Source organism: Pontibacillus yanchengensis, assembly GCF_009856295.1.
In the GTDB taxonomy this organism is placed as follows: Bacteria; Bacillota; Bacilli; order Bacillales; family BH030062; genus Pontibacillus; species Pontibacillus yanchengensis_A.
The window spans coordinates 34,439-52,837 of sequence record NZ_WMEU01000009.1 but is presented as its reverse complement, the minus strand read 5'-3'; the positions used below and the strand labels follow the sequence as shown (position 1 = coordinate 52,837).

Below are 18,399 nucleotides of genomic sequence, written 5' to 3'. Positions count from 1 at the left end.
CGTTCTTATTTGACACTCCATTATAAACTACTAGGACTATAGAGTAAAATGAACTGAGACGGAGGGACAGGTACCTCGTCTCAGTTTGGGACGAGGTACCTGTCCCCCCCATCTCACATCCACTGGGGATGAAGGTTTGTTTATTAACCCGTTGTGATATTTTTTATCTGTTACAACTGGTGTTTGTTTACTATTACTTGAGAAATGCTTTTTATTCAGCGTGAATAGAGTTGCAATGGTTTTAAGTTGAATCGCAATAAAATCCACCATTTCGAATCCTTGTGGTGCATTCATAAAACTATTTACAGTGGTGATAAAAAACGCAGACATGGATGCACCAATGGCAACAGGAATTAGTAGTAAAAAATGGCGCATAGGATTTTTAAATCGATTCCATGTATAAATGTAGATTCCTAGAAAGATTGCCTCGAAGAAAAAAGCAAACGTTTCCATAAATAGTGGTAACGCGATGATTTGCCCTGCAATCTCCAAAAATTTTGGCCAAAGAAGACCCAATTGAAGACCAATTGCCGTTCCCGTAACAACCCCAACCGCTACCGTAATGACAAACCCTCTTGTCCAACGCCGTGCTAATAATAGATAATGAGGATCATTGCGTTTAATCCCAATCCATTGAGCTAGCGCAATCATTAATGGTATGCCAACACCAATCGTTGCGAAGATAATATGGAAACCTAGTGTTAATTCCGTTAAATAACGACTCCACATTGCTTCATTTTGTTCAAACATCATGTTTCCCCCTTTAAAACAAGCGTCCGATTAATGCTAAAAGCATAACTAGACTTATTCCAATAGATAAGCGAGTTAGCCATTTTTCATGTTGTTTTCCCACCATCATTCCCCCCCTTAAGAACATGGTAATTTCATTATAAGATGGGGGATAAGGTATAAGGGGATTCCCCTAAACTTCTACTCCTGTCAGGGAGTTTTTTGGCCATAAAAAAACAACCACCTCTCTTCATTAGTGGTTGTTCAGCTTTAAATCCAAATAACTATTATTAATACCATATTGGATCATTTCTGACTTATTTTTTAATCCTAGCTTCTGCATAATGTTGGCCTTATGGTTTTCCACGGTTTTAGGGCTAATATATAACCGCTCTGAAATTTGCTTATTTGAGTAACCGAGAATCGTTAACCGGACTATTTCTTTCTCTCGAGTCGATAGGATGGAACTTTCTTTTCCTCGATGCTGAGACAACTTCTCTAGCTGATCTTCTGGAATTCCTACTTTATAGTACCTTCCACCATTGTGCACGGTTTGGATCGCTTCATGAAGCTCCCCACCTTGACTCTTCTTTAAAATATACCCGCATACGTCCAATTGAATAGCTTTTTGAATATATACCTCTTCATCATGCATGGACAATAATACAACTTTTGTGTTTTCCGTTTGCTTCAGAATTTCCTCTGCAGCAGTAAAACCATCCAACCCATCTGGCATAGATATATCCATTAAAATGACATCTGGCTGTTGGTTTACTGCTGTTACTATCGCTTCATCCCCATTGCTCGCTTCTCCTACTATTTCTATATCAGCATATCCCTCAAGTAGCATTACAATACCACGGCGTATTAATACATGGTCATCCACCACCATGACTTTTATCAAAGAAAAACCTCTCCTTTCGGAACAAAAGCAGTAATTCTTGTACCTTGATTTGGAGTGGAATCAATCCTAAATGCTCCACCAAGCTGTGCCATCCGCTCTTCCATATGATGAAGACCTAACCCATAATTATGAGAAAGTGTGGTATCAAATCCTTTCCCATCATCCACTATACTTAGTTCTACTTTGTGTTTGTGATCCATTAATTGTATGCTCACAATCTCAGCTTCCGAATATTTTGTAATATTATGGGTTGCTTCTTGGATAACACGATACAAATTAATTTCAACCGTTGAAGGTAAGCGATAATCAATATTCGTACTATATTCAAAGCTCATCGAAGGATTATTTTTCTCTAGCATGGAAATCATGCTATGCACCGCAGCGTTTAAGCCAAGGCGATCAAGGCTCTGTGGCCGTAATTGATGGGAATAAGATTTCACATCATTCATGACATAATCTAATTCTTTACGAACATCATCAATATAATTCTGAAGACGATCATCTTGAATGCGAGATTCAATAGCTTGCAGGGCGACAGAAATTGAGTAAAGGGATTGACCCACACCATCATGAAGCTCTTGAGCAAGACGCTTATGTTCACTTTCCTTCGCCTCAATCAGCTTTTGAATCATTAATTTCGACATGCGAACTTCTTCTTCTTTTTTCTTCAAGCTTTGATCGCGCAGTACAAGTAAGTATTCTTTCTGATTGGTTTCCTCATCATGAAACATGAGTGCAGTGCTCATCTCCACATTTATGCGATTGCCATTGTAGGTGGGCATTTCTGATAAGAAGAATGGCACCTCTTCTCTTGCAATTAAATAGCACTTGTTCTCACCAGGACGCAATGTACGGTTTTGGCAGAAGGTGCAAAAAGGCACTTTATCATGCAATAGCCACCCTGTTAGGTTATGAGCTGCAGGATTCATTAATAGAATTTCTCGAGTTTGATCCATGATGATAATACCGTCTTGAATATTTTCGAATATTTGCCTTAGATACCTTTGGTTTAATTGAAAGGATTTCAAGGTTATCTCCCCTTAGGGTTTTGGTTGTTCTTATTATAAATTTAGCACAGAGAAACATACGCAAGATTCCTTAACGTTTCTGGTACTTTATAAACGGAAGTATAGAACCATTATACCATTGAGGGTAATATAAAAGAGCTACTAAAACTTACAAAAAAGTGAAAGAAAAAGCTGGCTCTTATGAACCAGCTTCTCTCCTACACTGCTTATACCGTTTGACTTTGAACTTCATGTTGCCAGCGGTTGTAACCACCTGTTACATTTCGGACATCTTTTATTCCTTTTGCCTGAAGTAAGCTCACCCCAATAGCTGAGCGAACTCCAGAAGCACAGTGAACAAGTAACGGACGGTCTGTTGGCACTTCGTTTATACGATCTAGCAATGTTCCTAGCATAATATGCTTCGCACTATCGATATGACCATCCTGCCATTCCGTTAAGTTTCGTACATCTACTACATTCACCTCTTCACTAGCAACAAGTGGTGCTGCCTCTGCTGGTGTAATGTCGTGGTAGGCTTCCACCTCTGAAGCTGATTGCATAGCTAAGTCTACATCCATGTAATATTCAGTTCGGTCTATACCTATAGAACGTAGTGCAATTTGGATGTCTTCTAACTTTTCAGCATTAGCTAATACATAGAGAGGACGATCATAATCTACAATCCAACCTGCCCAGTTAGTAAATGATTTCCCGAATGGGATATTGTACGTTCCTTCGATGTGTTGCTTTGCAAACAAAGCAGAAGCTCTTGTATCAATAACTTGTGCACTATTTTGAATCGCCTCTTGCAATTCTTTTAGTGTATCTATTCTCTTTGGTGCAGGTAACTCTGCTACAATATTTGGGCCGACTTTATTTACATGCTTCATGACAGCAAAATAATATGGTGGCTCTGGCTGACCTTCTTGTAAATCCTTCACAAATGCTTCCTGATCATCGTATTGTAATGCCCAGTTAAAACGTTTCTCATACCCCACAGTAGTAGAAGGAACAGCACCCAAAGCCTTCCCACATGCACTCCCGGCACCATGCGCTGGCCATACTTGAATAAAATCAGGAAGTGCTTTAAATCGTTCTAGTGATGTGAACATATCGAAAGCACCAGCTTCAGCTGTTCCCTCCATTCCTGCTGCTTTTTCTAAAAGATCTGGACGACCAATATCCCCTACAAACACAAAATCCCCAGTAAAAATTCCCATTGGTTCATCTGCATTTACATCTTTTAGTAGGAAAGAAATGCTTTCAGGCGTATGCCCTGGTGTATGCATTACACAAAATGTAAGATTGCCAATTTTAAATTCGTCACCATCCGAAAGTAATTGATGAGGGAATTGATCAATGTTTTGATAGGTCCAGTCTTTTCCACCTTCGTTTGAAACGTACATAGTAGCTCCTAAGCGTTTGGCTAATTCACGAGAACCAGCAACAAAATCAGCATGAATATGTGTTTCAAGTGACCCTACCAGTGTAAGCCCCTCTTTTTTAGCTGCTTCGATATAAGGCTCAACATCGCGGGCAGGATCCACCATTACTGCTTCCCCTGTTGCTTGGCAGCCTACCATGTAAGCAGCCTGTGCTAGTTTCTCATCATAGAAATATTTAAGTAACATTCAAAAATTCCCCTCTCTCGTCCTTAATCTTTTTTATTGAATACATCCAGTGCAGTTTGGATGTAATGCAAACTTTTCTGTACATTTGGGTCCTTCATCCACTTTAATACCGCAAAAATTGAAATATTCTCCTGTGGTGTAGATTCTGCTTTTTCTTTTATCGTATCTAACTTATCTAGTACATCTTTTCCTTGTTGCAGAACAGGTTGTTCAGACATAGAGCGATACAAACTATCTAGTGACTCACGGTCTCCAAGAACACTCTCCACAAAAACTATCATCTGTTCTAGCCGCTCTACCATTTCAAATAACATTGGCATTTTGCCAAGAAGCTTGATCATTGCTTCTATATTTTCCTCATTAAGAGTTGAGTAGGTTATCCGTTCTTCTAACTGTTGGATCGCATCTTGATCCTTCGTAACTGACTGACCGAATTGAACAAGGTGATCTACCGAATCCATTGCTTGTTGAATATCCGGAAGCTTCTTTATTAAATAGGTTAATGATTCTTGTACTTCTGGTTTTTCTAATTCCTGTAACCAGTCGTACTTTGAGACATCTGCATAAGTAGAAGCCATTATGATTCCTCCTTTTCCGGTATTACATAACACCTTTCAGCATGCCATCCCAATAAATAAGAGGAAGCATATCCTTTTTCAACATATACATGCTACGGCGCTCTTTTGCTTGGTTAAACGGCATGGATTCACTTGGATTTTTGTCATAATCAAACTCAGCTAAAACTAGACGATTGTAGCCTGTCACCACTGGGCAAGAAGTGTAACCATTATACACACCTGTCATCGGAAGCTTTTGAATTAAAGCCATAATATTCTCTACCACTGTAGGTGCTTGTTTACGAATAGCAGCTCCCGTTTTAGAAGTCGGAAGATTACTAGAGTCACCTAGACCAAACACATTTGAATAACGGGTATGCTGTAGTGTATGTTTATTGACATCCACCCACCCTTTTTCATCAGCTAATGGGCTTTTCTTAATAAAGGTTGGAGCCTCCATCGGTGGAGTAACGTGAAGCATCTCAAAAGAGAACGTATCAATGTCTCCTGTCTCCAAGTTTTCAAAAACAGCTTCTTTCTCTTCTCCCTTTACTTCTATTAAATTATGGCGAAAGCGAGTATCAATTCGCTTTCGATCAATCACTGTTTCTAGCACATCTCGATACTTTTTCACATCAAAGATCGCCGGGTTTGCTGATCCAAATATAACGTCTACATTATCTCTTACACCCATATTGCGAAACGCGTCCTCTGCTAGATACATAATCTTCTGTGGAGCTCCTCCACATTTAATAGGCGAATTAGGGTGAGTGAAAATCGCATTACCGCCTTTTACGTTGCGGATGGTCTCCCACGTGTAGTCAACATGCTCAAAGGAATAGTTACTACAAACCCCGTTTTTCCCTAACGTTTCCTTCAGTCCTTTAATACCGTCCCAATTGATTTGGATCCCGGCGCCTACTACCATATAGTCATAGGTGTACGTTTGTCCCATTGCAGTAAGGATCGCATTGTTGTCTGGATCAAATGTTTCCACGGCATCTTGAATCCAATCCACTCCTTCTGGCATAACGGATTGCATCTCACGTTCTGTTTCTTCTTTATCTGAAACTCCAGCTCCTACTAGTGTCCATAACGGTTGATAATAGTGTTTATCTGCTGGATCCACAATGGCAACATCGCTCTCGAATGCCTTTGACTGACGTAATAGTCTTGCTGCAGTAGTAATACCAGCAGTACCTCCCCCAACAATCAACACTTTGTAATGTGTTTTCATATGGAGCCCCTCCTCTACGAATAATCTGTTTCACATCGTTTATATTTCTATGGTATCGTGCTTCGTATTTTAATACCATAGGGGGTTTCCCCTAAAAATAAAGCGCTGTCATTTCTTCTATACAAAAAACCTCCCTGGAATTCCACCTAAGATCTCCAGAGAGGTTTACTTTCTTTATAGAGAATACGTTTAATTCGTAGACACATTTTCAATAAATTGCGTTAACCGCTTCTTATATTGTTCTTCAGCAACCGTGTATCCTTCTGTATGCTTGGCACCCGGAACAATCCATAATGTCTTCTTTCCAGCTGCTGCTTCGTAGAGTCGATGAGCCATATCAGTCGGAACCAGTTCATCTTTAGCCCCATGAATGAAAAAAATCGGCACCTCTGTTTTCCCTACCTGCTTAAGCGCTGATGCTTCCTCAAATGAGTAGCCTGCTCGAACCTTAGTTATCATACTTGTAACATCTAATATAGGAAAAGAGGGTAAGTCGTATAGGTAATTCAGTTGGTGGGAGAGCTCTTCTTTCACAGTCGTATAGCTACTATCTGCAATAATTCCTTTCACTTCAGCTGGTAGATCTTGTCCACTAGCCATTAATACCGTGGAAGCACCCATTGAGAATCCATGTAGATAAATAGATGCTGCTTGTTTTTCCTCTATTAAAAGGGTAACCCATTGCTCTATATCCAATCGATCGTGCCAACCATATCCAATATAGTCCCCTTCACTTTTGCCATGCCCTCGTGCATCGGGCTTTAATACATTAAACCCTTGCTCATAATAGAATTTTGTAATGCCCTTCATCTGCTCGTTACTTCCCTTATAACCATGTGCTAAAATGACCGTTTTATTCGAAGTTTCTTCATTCTCCAAATAAAGTGCCCGTAAGGTAAGATCATCCTCTGATTTAATATCCACCTTCTCAAAATCCTGTCGCTTCGTCCAACGCCTTATTTCTTCTTCCTTCTCTTGTTCTTCTTTAGAGGCACTCACAGCCACAGCACGTTCAGACTCTCCTCCACCATGCAAGTCAACACTCTCACTATTACTACTAATGGCGACACTATAAAAATATTGACCAGCACCAATTAAACCAATGACCAACAATAACAAAACAACAGCAAGTCCTATACTTAATTTTTTCTTCATATTTCCATCTCCTTATAGTATGAATCATACTACTTTTGGGGGATTTTTTGGAAACAAAAAGAACACTAATAACCAACCCACCATCTCATGAAGACTATAAAGAGATATTCACCCAATTGCTCTCTTTCAGCCATTTTTTCATTGCCAAAAGAAAAAGGACTAACAATGTTAGTCCAAAGCATCTGGGTAGTGGTGTTCGATAAATTCTTTTTCTTCTTCCATGCTCATAATACCAGTGGCTTTACCTACGTTTCCGTCTTGCATTTTCCAAATTGTATTATGATGATCGTCGATTTCAGAGAAATCTTTGTTCTTCCAAGCTTTTAAAATTCGTAAGTACGTTTCTTCGTTGTTGTAAGTTGAGCTTTCAACAATGTCAATTAATCGATTAACACGTTCCATCGTTAAGGGCAATGAACCCCATTTTTTACTAGATATAATTTTTTGGTGACTCATGTAATGAATTTTGTTTTGCAATTCATACTCGGATATACTTAAAGGAATTTCATCTTCGATTGGAACTTCTCTTTCTTCTCTGATCTCGATGTAATTTCCATCTGTGTTTTCAATTGATACTTTTTTGTCTTTGCCAGGTTCCATTTCTTCTTTTTGCTCCGTTTCACCTTCAGCTGTTGATTGAGGTTCTTCGGTTTTACCGCCTTGAAACAACATACCACCGACATAAGCTGCACTTCCGATTAACACCAAAATCATTATGCTTAGGAATTTGTGATTTACGATAAATTGTTTCAACATGTTTTCTCCTTTCACCCACTACTTCTATTCGCCACATATTTCCATAATCCCTCCATGTGAGACGCAGGGACAGGTCCCTCGTCTGAATCTGGGATGAGGTACCTGTCCCCTCATCCCACCTGTCCCTGAGTGAAAAAAGGCGTAAATGCAGAAGACTAATAGAATATAAAAAAGGGAAGGAGGTCTCTTTCTCAACCTCCTTCCCTTTTTTGAATTATAAAGAGAAAATTAATGCAAAAATATTCACTTAAAAGAACTTATTTAGAATTGTGCTAACCTATTGAGTCAGGCACTTTTTCTTGTACTTAAAATCGTGATGGTAATTAATATTACAATCATACCTATCATTTGGATTGGATCGAGGAATTGCCCTAATATCAAAACCCCAAATAAAGAAGCTGTAACAGGTTCTACCATAGCTACTATAGAAGCCACAGAAGGTAATGTCTTTCTCAAGCCTTTTACATAAAAGAAGAAAGAAATGCCAGCTCCTATTATGCCAAGCACTATGAATAAGAAGATATCTTCAGAAAAAAGCACAGATACAGCTTGCTCCCGATCAATAAATGGAAGTAAAATCAGCGTAAAGGCAAAAAGCGCTGTACTTAAAATAGCTGGTGGTTCTCCATACTTAAGGGCATAGTTAAAACCGAAAATGAAAATGGCATAGGAAAGACCTGATAATAAGCCTGTAGAAATTCCTAATAGATTCAACTGTTCAATTCCATTTTGGTACACCCCTGTTAATAATCCAATGCCACCCATCACAATAAGCATGGCAATGACTTTAAACGTGGTGACTCGCTCCATCTTAAGTATAAAGGATATGATGAAAACAAAAATGGGTGCTGTGTACATCAAGGTTGATGCTATTGCTACACCGGAATGAGAGATGCTGACGAAATAGAAACTGAAATTACCCGTGACCCCTATTCCAGATAACAATGACCAAAAAAGCATCTTTCTTAGACTTCCATAAGAATAATATCTAGTGCGAATAATCATCCATATAAATAAACAAATTAATCCTACAGCTCCTCTATAAAAAGAAATCACAAGAGGATTCCAACCCTTTTCCATTAAGATGCCCGCCAAACCTCCGGACACACCCCAAAAAATAGCCGCCAGAACTACTAACCCTACTCCTAAATTTTTCAATTAAAAGCTCCAATCACACATTTTTTTTTAGGAATTTCCCATATGATATTCCGATTAAACTCAAAAAATGCCTGTTCCACTAGCCTTGAATGAGTTGGATGAGATGGGGGGACAGGTTCCTTGTCCCAAACTGGGACGAAGGACCTGTCCCTTCGTCTCACGATATGGATCTTTGCAATGACAGGGTCGTGGTCACTTTATAAAAACAATAAAAAAGCCTCCCCTATGAATTTCTTAAGAGAGACTTTTAGCTAATTTAGAGAAAATACAGGGATTTAGTCCCCCCTGCTTTACCTAATTTACTAATTTTCATCAAAGTGTACAGTATCTTTTAAATCATTGCTTTCTTCTATAGAATTACTGCTTGACATCTTTTTCACAAACTCTTTGACGGTTTTGACGTTCAAGCCAGACTCCCAGTATTCGGCGATGTCAGGTGTCACTTTTACCAGTACAACATTCGAATCATCGGCAGAAGCGTTCAGGACTTTTTCAATAATCTTATTCCAATATTCCTTCTTTTTACTCTCATCTTGGACAAATTCAGCTGTGCCGCTGATTGATACATAAGATTTCCCTGCGTATGCCAGGTTAACAGCAGGGTTATGTTCAATATCTCTATATTTCTCTGTATCTTTTTCTGTAATGAACCAGATCTCTTCATTGTCTATTTCTACTTCCTTCGTTTGCATTGGCCGGGACAGAAGCTTGCCCTCCGGTGACATCGTAGTAAGCATCGCCACCTTTTCGTCTTTAATCAAATCTTTAATTTTCTTAATAGTTTCCTGGTTTTCTGAGTTTTGGTTAGCCATTTATGTTCCTCTCCTTTCCCAAAAGAATAAAGCAGTCTACCATCTAACATATCTTTTTCATCGTTTTCCCTGATAGACAAAACATTACACTTTACAGAAACTTGCTACATATCAAATTCGTGCTTGGTGAATTTTTAAGTATAGGAAAGACCGTGGGATGTGGAGACAAGTTAATCTTAAAGTATCTATTTAAAGTTAATTAACAAAAAATATATCAAGCAAAGGAAAAAAGACTTCTCAAAAGTTCTAAAAAACTAATGAGAAGTCTCAAGTTTAAGTATTATAGTATGATGCAATCTGGGAAATCCTCTCTTATATTTGCAAAGAACTCTTGATACTCATAAGTATTTATTGAGGTAGTGAGATAGAGGGACAGGTTCCTTGTCCCAAACTGGGACGGGGAACCTGTCCCTTCGTCTCACAACGATTGCCTACTCATTCTTTATCCTTGATAAACTAACCCCACTAGCTTTATATTTCAGCGCTTCTTCAAGAACATCAGCTAAATAAGCACCAGCTTCAACAGGTGGGATTCCTCCTTGATGAATGTTTGAAATAACTGTACGGTCTGCTTCCACACTTGTCTCATCTGGTTGATATATAAAATAGGCGCTAATACTTTTAGCTGTTGCTAAGCCAGGGCGTTCTCCAATTAAAGATATTACGAGGTCACAATCGACATAAGATGCAACTTGATCTTGAATCCAAACCCTGCTTCTTTGTATAAAGATAGGATCTCCATAAGTTATATTTTTCACCTTTAATCCTTGAATCAAGGCTGGTAGTAAATCTGGTATATTTTCTTCAATCCCTGTAGAACTAAGTCCATCAGATATAATGATTTGTACTTGCTTTTGTTTAGAGCAGTTTTCATTTATCCACTCAGCGGAGCTTTGATCTAGTTTTCTACCGATTTCTAAATCCATCAAGTACTCCTCCATGCTCGGAGCCTGACTTTTCAAGAATGGAAGTTGTTGACCCTCTAATAATTCATGAGAAACATCTTTAAACACAGCATCTTGCGCCTCTGCGTGATCCACTCTAAAATCCAAGTAACTTTCGGTTTTCATTCTAGTACCTGATCTCCCAATCCCTATTCTTGCAGGAGTTATAGATTGAACTTTTTCTATAACTTCTCTATTATTAGGGTTCTCCACTAGTACACCACTATCTTTTCTTTTTTCATAGTAAAAATTTTTTTCTTCTTCAGTTTCATTTGAAAACCTATTATTATATTTTTTTTGATAATCATTGTCTTCAATCTCTTGAATAACTTTCTTAACCACTTCCTCGATATTTATATCCATGTTCAACCTCCCTTCAATCAAATATAGATAAATCTCCTGCATTTTTAGTTAATTTACCATTTTCCATAATCTCCATTTTTTCTAACCATTCTTCAAATTCTTGTAAAGGTCTCAGGCCAAGCATTTCTCTTAGTGAAGCGTCATCATGATAACTTGTATCTTGATAACTTAACATCACATCATCACCACCTGGCACTCCCATATAGAAATTAGCTCCTGCTACGGAAGTGAGCATTCCAGCAATTTCTTGATCATTTTGATCTGCATTCATATGATTTGTATATGTTGGAGCAATCCCCATAGGTAACGAATGCAATTTCCCCATAAATAAGTCTTCTAAATCAGCTCTTATAAGTTGCTTCCCATTGTAAATGGTCTCTGGCCCTATAAATCCTGAAACGTTATTCACCATAAAAGGCTTCCAATACCTAGCGTACCCATATGTTCTTGCTTCCAAGGTTTGCATATCTACACCTTTGTGAGCATCCAAAGATACTTCTGATCCTTGACCTGTTTCAAAATACATAAAATTAGGTCCAGTAGATGTACCTTTTTTCAGCATTGTTTGGTATGCTTCATCAAGTAATTCCCTTGAAACACCAAAATCCTCATTCGCTTTTTGAGTACCCGCTAAGCTTTGAAACATTAGTGCTATAGGAGCCCCATTTTTTAATGCCTGAAGTTGGGTACTAATATGTGCAAGTACACAATTTTGAGTTGGGATTTGCCATTTTTCGATAAAATCATGTGACATGTTCAATATGTTAGAAACAGACTCCACTGACTCATTATTTGGATTGATTCCTATCACCGCATCCCCCGAACCATATGAAAGCCCTTCTTTAATAGAAGCTAAGATTCCTTCAGCATTGTCACTGGGATGGTTAGGTTGGCAACGAAATGCTAATCTACCTTGTTCACCAATTGTAGTGTTGCAATGAGCTTTATATTTCATTTTTTGCGAAGCCAATACCAAATCAATACTAGACATTAATTTGGCCACTCCCGAAATCATTTCACTTGTCAGCCCTCTACTAATTCGTGATAAATCAGAAAAAGAGGTATCATGAGATAAAATGAAATCTCTTAATTCACCTACCGTCCAATCGGCTATACTATTGTAAATCCTTTCATTTATTCCATCATAAATTACACGAGTGACTTCATCCTCTTCATATGGGATGGATGGATTTTCATATATATCTTTCAACTGCAAATGACTAAGTACATATTTAGCTGCCATTCTCTCTAACGAGGACAATGCTCCAATCTTAGCCATTGTATCACCGGATTTTTCTTCTCCTGCCTTTGCTAACACATCATTAATAGAGTTAAATGTGAAATTTTGTTTATTCATTTCGCATGCTAGTTTCATATGATTCCTCCTATGTAACTAAAATGAATATCCAGTCAGTCTATCTCTTTTCTCAACGGTATCAAAACAAAAAGATGCCCCAACATAATGAATCTCATATGCTAACAAGGCACCTTTACCTATTCGTTCTATTCACTTACTACGGGTGAACTGGCTCCCTAATAATATAGCCTCAATGGAAGTTCATTTAACCCGAGAACTTTAACATCTCACTACTGACTATCTACGAGCGCCATCACATTTTTTACAGCATCAGCGGAGTAATCCAGTTGTCCTTTTTCATCATTGGATAATGGTAATTCGATTATGCTTTCAATCCCATTACCACCTAGGATTGTCGGCACTCCCAAATATATATTCTCATATCCATATTCTCCTTCAAGGTAGGCAATGGAAGGAAGAATTCTTTTCTTATCTTTCAAGATGGCTTCCACCATTAAAACAAGGGAAGCAGCTGGCGCATAGTACGCACTTCCTTCACCTAGTAAATGGACGATTTCCCCACCACCTTTTCGAGTTCTTTCTACAATCTCCTCAATTTTTTCCTGAGGTAGTAGTTTATCGAGGGGAATGCCACCTGCATGAGAATAACGAACTAACGGAACCATACTGTCTCCATGACCACCTAACACAAAACTTGTTACATCCTCTACTGATACTCCTAGCTCTTGCGCTACAAAGGTGTTAAATCTTGAAGTATCCAGCACTCCCGATTGACCTATGACACGATTCTTCGGAAACCCTGTTGTTTGATAACACACATAGGTCATTGCATCGACCGGGTTACTTAATACAAGAACGTAACTTTCTGAAGCGTATTGTTTTACTTGTTCGGAGACATCTTTCATGATTTTTGCATTTGTAGCTACAAGTTCGTCACGACTCATACCTGGTTTTCTTGGAATCCCTGCTGTAATGATAATAAGGTCCGCTCCTTCTATATCTTCATAGGAAGAGGTACCAGTAATGTTTGAATCAAATTTCTGAACAGGACTTGTCTCCAACATATCTAATGCTTTTCCTTTAGTCGGATTTTCCATAGACGGAATGTCTACTAAAACCACATCTCCTAATTCTTTTTGAGCGATCATTAAAGCACATGTTGTCCCAGTGAATCCTGCCCCAATGACGGCAATTTTTCTTCTTGTAAATGGCATATAAATCCCTCCTTACCACACTGTTTATGAATTTGAATTAGATTTTTGTTTTGTAGAGGATGAGGATTGCCTTCTTTTAGATGTTGTTTTTTGAGTTGATTCCTCTTCTTTTGGTGAAGTCTCACCTTCACTATTATCAGATACTTTTGGCTTAGTAGTTTGTTTTTCAGTCGTTTGTTTTGCTTTTTCTTCTTTAGATAATAAATCGTTTGTTTCGTCGTCTGGATTGGGAATGACATGATGTCCTATTAACTCTCCTACCTTCTCTGCTGCTTCTTTTCCTGTCTCAACAGCTGCTTGCACTGCGCTTACATCCCCTTGAACCAATACTGTTACTAAAGCAGCATCCACTTTCTCTTGTTTCACTAATGAAACATTCGAAGCTTTCACCATTGCATCAGCAGCTTCTATGGAGCCCACAATCCCCTTGGTTTCAATCATTCCTAATGCTTTAGCCATCATCTTCACTCCTTTCTAATTCCAGTGAATCAATAATGCCGATTATCAAGGCATCAATGGGTGTGTACGTTTCACTTTGTAAATGGGAACTAGCGCTACCAGTCGTCACCATTACTTGGTCCCCCGTTCCTGCACCTATTCGATCTACAGCGACAAATGTTTCATTCGTTGAGTATGAAAACGAAGGATCGGGTTTAACCAGCAAGAACTTCAGTCCAGTCAGGCCTTCTTCCTTACGGGTAGCCCAAATATTTCCGACAACTTTTCCTACAATCATACTGTCATCTCCCTATGAATCATTCCTAAGCAAATTTATGTTTCTTTCTTTTGCTTTGTCTTTTGCTAACGGCGTTATAATCGTATGCTTCTCAAGATACATTTCTTTACCTTCCCAGCTTTCCATTTCCCTTTGTGTTACCAATTGTCCTTGATAGAGTTTGGGTTCTGGAATATTATACTCTTCTATAAACTGTATATCCGATAAGTCATCTCTTATAGAAAATTCCACTCCAAAAGAGGATAAAATTTCTTTATACTGTGAGAGCATTCTTACATAAGCTTGAGGAACTTCTGTAGATGCTTTTTCATCTATGATTACATGCAAAGGTGAGGATAGTTTAAAAATAATTTGGCTATTCCTACGTACGAGCTCTGAAAACAATGCACTTTCATGAGTATCTGTAATCCCTAAGGCACCTTTAACAAACAAATCTTGAGAAACACTCGGAAATAGGACACGTTCTCTTTTCTTATCACCATTAACTTCTTCAGGGTTAACCCACTCCACTTCCCAACGAGATTGCAAGTAATGTAGCATGGTCTCTGAGACATCTTCTGACTGGATAAGATGTAATATGGGCTTTGGAAAATCTGTTCCTTTTTCTAAGTTCGCTAAGACTTCTTTTACAATGCTCTCAACCCATTCTTTATCATACATCGGTGGATTCCACCTTCTTCAAATGACCATATTGACCGGATTTAATAGCACCTGAATTGGCTTCATCTGTATCGATATGCATCTCTAATCGATACTTTTCAGAAACTCTGATTAGCGTTTTTTCAAAGGTCACTTTTCTCTCTCCATTATCAATCCCCACAGCTACTACTTCTTTGTCTTTCACATTAAAATAACTAGCATCATCAGGATGCATATGGATATGAGCTTGCGCAATGATTAGTCCTTTATCTAGGTACACACTACCTTTAGGACCGATTATTGTGATTGGACTAGATCCTTCAATATGGCCTGATTGCCGAACAGGAGGCTTTAGTCCAAGTTGAAAAGCATCTGTCTGACTAACTTCCACTTGTGAGACAGAACGTAATGGACCTAGAATCCGCACCTTTTCGATGCTCCCACGTGGACCAGCAATCATAACCGTTTCATTTGCTGCAAATTGTCCTGGTTGAGATAAAGGTGCTTTACTTGTTAATTCATACCCTTTACCGAATAATTCTTCTAAGCATTCTTTATTCAAATGACAATGTCTAGCCGAGATTCCAATAGGAACCTCGCTAGACGATTGATTTGAATCTTGCATTCTCTCAATCACCTGGTAAACTACATCTTGAATATCTTGTTTATTCATCTAGTTCTCCCTCACTTTCATAATTAATGATTACAGAAGCGAGGCTTATTGATTACCTTCAAGTTTAGGCATAATACTCTCTAACTCGTTGTGTGGACGAGGGATTACATGTACAGAAAGAAGTTCTCCTACTCGTTGAGCTGCCGCACTACCAGATTCAGTAGCTGCTTTTACTGCTCCCACATCTCCACTTACTAGAATCGTTACAATTCCGCCACCTGCGTGAATCTTTCCTACTAGGTTTACATTTGCCGCTTTCACCATAGCGTCAGCGCCTTCTACAGATGCTACTAACCCTTTTGTTTCAATCATTCCTAACGCTCCATTAAGTGCCATACTATATTCCTCCTAAATGTTTTTATTGATTTTGTAATACTTTTTCAACAATCTCAGATAAAGTGCTTGCATCTACTTGCTCTTCATCTACTTCTTTCATCACTTCAGAAACTACTTTTTCAACCTGATTGCTTTCAGTAGATTCCTTACCATCTTGGGAAGTTATATTTTTTGATGGTCTTGGAATATCAACATCCTTGATGCCATATGCCATTCTTTTCACATTCATTAAATGGCGGGCAGTAATATTGTCAGATGTAATATTACTCCCATAAGAGCCACACCCCAAGGTCATGGAAGCTTTTAAGCCAGTGGTGGCTCCAACAGCACCAATACTAGATAACGTATTTACTAGCATTCTAGAAACGGGCATCTTTTCTGCAAACCTCTTAGCTAGGTCATCATCGTTTGTGTGAAGAGAGAAGCTATGCCCTCTTCCTCCTAGATTGAGTAATTCAATACATCGTTTTTCTGCTTCTTCCTCATTTTTCACAGTGTACAGTGGAAAAATAGGCGAGAGTTTCTCAATTGAGAAAGGAATCTCTTTTCCAACTTTCGTTTCTTCCGCAATTAATAGGCGTGTGTTCTCAGGCACTTCCAATCCTGCCATTTCAGCAATTTTCACTGCTGATTTTCCTACAATTTTTGGATTCAATTTCCCTTTGGTTGGAGAAATCACTTTTTCAACCTTTTTCTTTTCATCCTCATTCAAAAGATACGAGCCGTTCTTCTTGAACTCTCTGACGCTCATTTCTTTTATGTTTTGATCAATAACGAGGGCTTGCTCAGTAGCACAAATTGTTCCATTATCAAATGACTTACTATCCACAATCATTTGAACGGATTTTTGCACATCGCATGATTTTTCAAGGTACACAGGCACGTTACCAGGTCCAACACCATAAGCTGGCTTTCCTGAACTATAGGCTGCTCGAACAAGCCCCCCTCCCCCTGTGGCTAGAATGACGTCAACATCTTTATGAGACATTAATTCATTTGTTGCTGGCATTGAAGGTTTTGAAATCCACCCCACAATCCCCTCAGGAGCTCCGGCTTTCACAGCTGCATCGTGGCAAATTTTGAGTGCTTCTATCGTACACTTCACAGCAGAGGGATGTGGACTTACCACAATCGCATTTCTTGATTTAAGTGAAATTAGTGTTTTGTAAACTGCTGTTGAAGTAGGATTGGTTGTGGGAATAATCCCTGCTACCACTCCAAATGGGTAAGCAAATTCTGTGACTTTGTTCTTGGTATCTTCACCAATCATGCCTACCGTCTTCTCATCTTTAATAGATTCATAGACATCTCTCGAGCCTACTTCGTTTTTTAATTTTTTATGTTCCATCACCCCCATGCCTGTTTCATCCACTGCCATTTTGGCCAAATAAGTGGATTGCTCAAAAGCGGCATCTGCTACTTCTTGAATAATTCTATCTACTTGTTCTTGAGTGTAGGACTCTAGCTTCTTTTGAGCATTGTTAGCTTGGTCGACTGCATTTCGCATTTCTTGAAGAGATTGCAAGTCATGATCTAATTCCATTTCGCTTCTCTCCTTTCTATTAAAGTATTAATATTTCATAGGATGATTGGCTATATCGACCACCGCTTCACGAAATGCATCAGCTGCTGCTTCGCATGCGGCCTGCGATCCAGATAGCAACCCTCCACCAAAGTTGGTCTCTGAAGGTGGTTCATAAAAGCTAGCCAATTGAACATCTGAAGCTTTCAATGCACTATCGATTCCATATGTTGCTTCTAATGGGGGAGCAATTAAATAAGCAAGGGACTCTCCCTCTTTCACTCCAGCTTCTTTTGATAAAAAGGTTCCTGAACTTGAAATAACATGTGCATAAAAGCAATGCTCTTCCCGTTCATCCACTGCTTCAAAAAAAGCTTCAGAGGAAACCACTTGTTGTACAACGTCTATTCCGCTTTTCACTTCGTCTGGGTTTGGCCCTGCTAGTATTCCTATAAACTCACCCGATAAGGGACCCGAAGCATGGTCAGCTCCTGCATAAAATGAATTTGCCATGACTGCATCCACCTCAGCTCGTTTCGTAGCTTCATCTAATGCGGTTACCCCAACATCATCAATATTTACTGTAAAAAGTGCTAAGCTTTTCTGATTATCATTGAGGTTCAAGGAGTCAGCAAGGGATTGTTCCACACTGGAAATGATACGGATAGATAATAAATCAGCGTACACTTTGCTTGTATTCATACC

19 protein-coding genes and 1 pseudogene are annotated in these 18,399 nt (G+C 38.8%); all 20 read right to left on the bottom strand.

The window, feature by feature from the left end; genetic code table 11:
- Positions 1–222: 222 nt before the first annotated feature.
- Positions 223–750, bottom strand: a pseudogene (locus GLW08_RS19310) (cytochrome ubiquinol oxidase subunit I); the annotation flags it as partial.
- A 232-nt stretch (positions 751–982) separates the two neighbouring features.
- Complete coding sequence (locus GLW08_RS19305) at positions 983–1,633, bottom strand: response regulator transcription factor (protein ID WP_160850261.1); 651 nt, start codon at positions 1,631–1,633, stop codon at positions 983–985.
- On the bottom strand, positions 1,630–2,661 hold the full coding sequence (locus GLW08_RS19300) for a histidine kinase (protein ID WP_237458514.1): 1,032 nt from the start codon (positions 2,659–2,661) through the stop codon (positions 1,630–1,632). The genes GLW08_RS19305 and GLW08_RS19300 overlap by 4 nt, the downstream gene beginning before the upstream one ends.
- Before the next feature lie 206 nt (positions 2,662–2,867).
- Positions 2,868–4,274 carry an MBL fold metallo-hydrolase gene (locus GLW08_RS19295; protein WP_160850260.1) on the bottom strand — a complete coding sequence of 469 codons (1,407 nt, stop codon included), beginning with the start codon at positions 4,272–4,274 and terminating at the stop codon, positions 2,868–2,870.
- 23 nt (positions 4,275–4,297) lie between these two features.
- Positions 4,298–4,852 carry a hypothetical protein gene (locus GLW08_RS19290; RefSeq protein WP_160850259.1) on the bottom strand — a complete coding sequence of 185 codons (555 nt, stop codon included), beginning with the start codon at positions 4,850–4,852 and terminating at the stop codon, positions 4,298–4,300.
- Between the two features lie 22 nt (positions 4,853–4,874).
- Complete coding sequence (locus GLW08_RS19285) at positions 4,875–6,068, bottom strand: FAD/NAD(P)-binding oxidoreductase (RefSeq protein WP_160850258.1); 1,194 nt, start codon at positions 6,066–6,068, stop codon at positions 4,875–4,877.
- Positions 6,069–6,257: 189 nt separating this feature from the next.
- Positions 6,258–7,223, bottom strand: a complete 966-nt coding sequence (locus tag GLW08_RS19280; RefSeq protein ID WP_160850257.1) for an alpha/beta hydrolase — start codon at positions 7,221–7,223, stop codon at positions 6,258–6,260.
- A 168-nt stretch (positions 7,224–7,391) separates the two neighbouring features.
- Complete coding sequence (locus tag GLW08_RS19275) at positions 7,392–7,979, bottom strand: DUF6241 domain-containing protein (RefSeq protein ID WP_160850256.1); 588 nt, start codon at positions 7,977–7,979, stop codon at positions 7,392–7,394.
- A 285-nt stretch (positions 7,980–8,264) separates the two neighbouring features.
- Positions 8,265–9,137, bottom strand: a complete 873-nt coding sequence (locus GLW08_RS19270) for a DMT family transporter (RefSeq protein WP_160850255.1) — start codon at positions 9,135–9,137, stop codon at positions 8,265–8,267.
- A 302-nt stretch (positions 9,138–9,439) separates the two neighbouring features.
- Entirely contained in the window at positions 9,440–9,949 is a 510-nt protein-coding gene (locus GLW08_RS19265; RefSeq protein ID WP_160850254.1) for a pyridoxamine 5'-phosphate oxidase family protein, read from the bottom strand.
- Positions 9,950–10,380: 431 nt separating this feature from the next.
- Complete coding sequence (eutC, locus tag GLW08_RS19260) at positions 10,381–11,256, bottom strand: ethanolamine ammonia-lyase subunit EutC (protein ID WP_237458513.1); 876 nt, start codon at positions 11,254–11,256, stop codon at positions 10,381–10,383.
- 13 nt (positions 11,257–11,269) lie between these two features.
- Positions 11,270–12,631 carry an ethanolamine ammonia-lyase subunit EutB gene (locus tag GLW08_RS19255; RefSeq protein ID WP_160850253.1) on the bottom strand — a complete coding sequence of 454 codons (1,362 nt, stop codon included), beginning with the start codon at positions 12,629–12,631 and terminating at the stop codon, positions 11,270–11,272.
- 212 nt (positions 12,632–12,843) lie between these two features.
- Complete coding sequence (gene mdh, locus GLW08_RS19250) at positions 12,844–13,788, bottom strand: malate dehydrogenase (protein ID WP_160850252.1); 945 nt, start codon at positions 13,786–13,788, stop codon at positions 12,844–12,846.
- 24 nt (positions 13,789–13,812) lie between these two features.
- Entirely contained in the window at positions 13,813–14,247 is a 435-nt protein-coding gene (locus tag GLW08_RS19245) for a BMC domain-containing protein (RefSeq protein ID WP_160850251.1), read from the bottom strand.
- Positions 14,240–14,524, bottom strand: coding sequence for a EutN/CcmL family microcompartment protein (locus GLW08_RS19240; RefSeq protein ID WP_160850250.1), 285 nt, complete (start codon positions 14,522–14,524; stop codon positions 14,240–14,242). The genes GLW08_RS19245 and GLW08_RS19240 overlap by 8 nt, the downstream gene beginning before the upstream one ends.
- A gap of 12 nt (positions 14,525–14,536) precedes the next feature.
- Positions 14,537–15,184 (bottom strand): hypothetical protein, encoded by a 648-nt coding sequence (locus GLW08_RS19235; RefSeq protein ID WP_160850249.1) that lies wholly within the window; start codon positions 15,182–15,184, stop codon positions 14,537–14,539.
- Entirely contained in the window at positions 15,177–15,836 is a 660-nt protein-coding gene (locus tag GLW08_RS19230; protein ID WP_160850248.1) for a phosphate propanoyltransferase, read from the bottom strand. Before GLW08_RS19230 ends, GLW08_RS19235 begins: the two co-directional genes overlap by 8 nt.
- Positions 15,837–15,881: 45 nt before the next feature.
- Positions 15,882–16,172, bottom strand: a complete 291-nt coding sequence (locus GLW08_RS19225) for a BMC domain-containing protein (protein WP_160850247.1) — start codon at positions 16,170–16,172, stop codon at positions 15,882–15,884.
- A gap of 22 nt (positions 16,173–16,194) precedes the next feature.
- Positions 16,195–17,715: an acetaldehyde dehydrogenase (acetylating) gene (locus tag GLW08_RS19220; RefSeq protein ID WP_160850246.1), complete on the bottom strand. Its 1,521-nt coding sequence runs from the start codon at positions 17,713–17,715 to the stop codon at positions 16,195–16,197.
- Positions 17,716–17,742: 27 nt separating this feature from the next.
- A complete protein-coding gene (gene eutL, locus GLW08_RS19215) occupies positions 17,743–18,396 on the bottom strand; it encodes an ethanolamine utilization microcompartment protein EutL (protein ID WP_160850245.1) in 654 nt (217 codons plus the stop codon).
- Positions 18,397–18,399 lie beyond the last annotated feature (3 nt).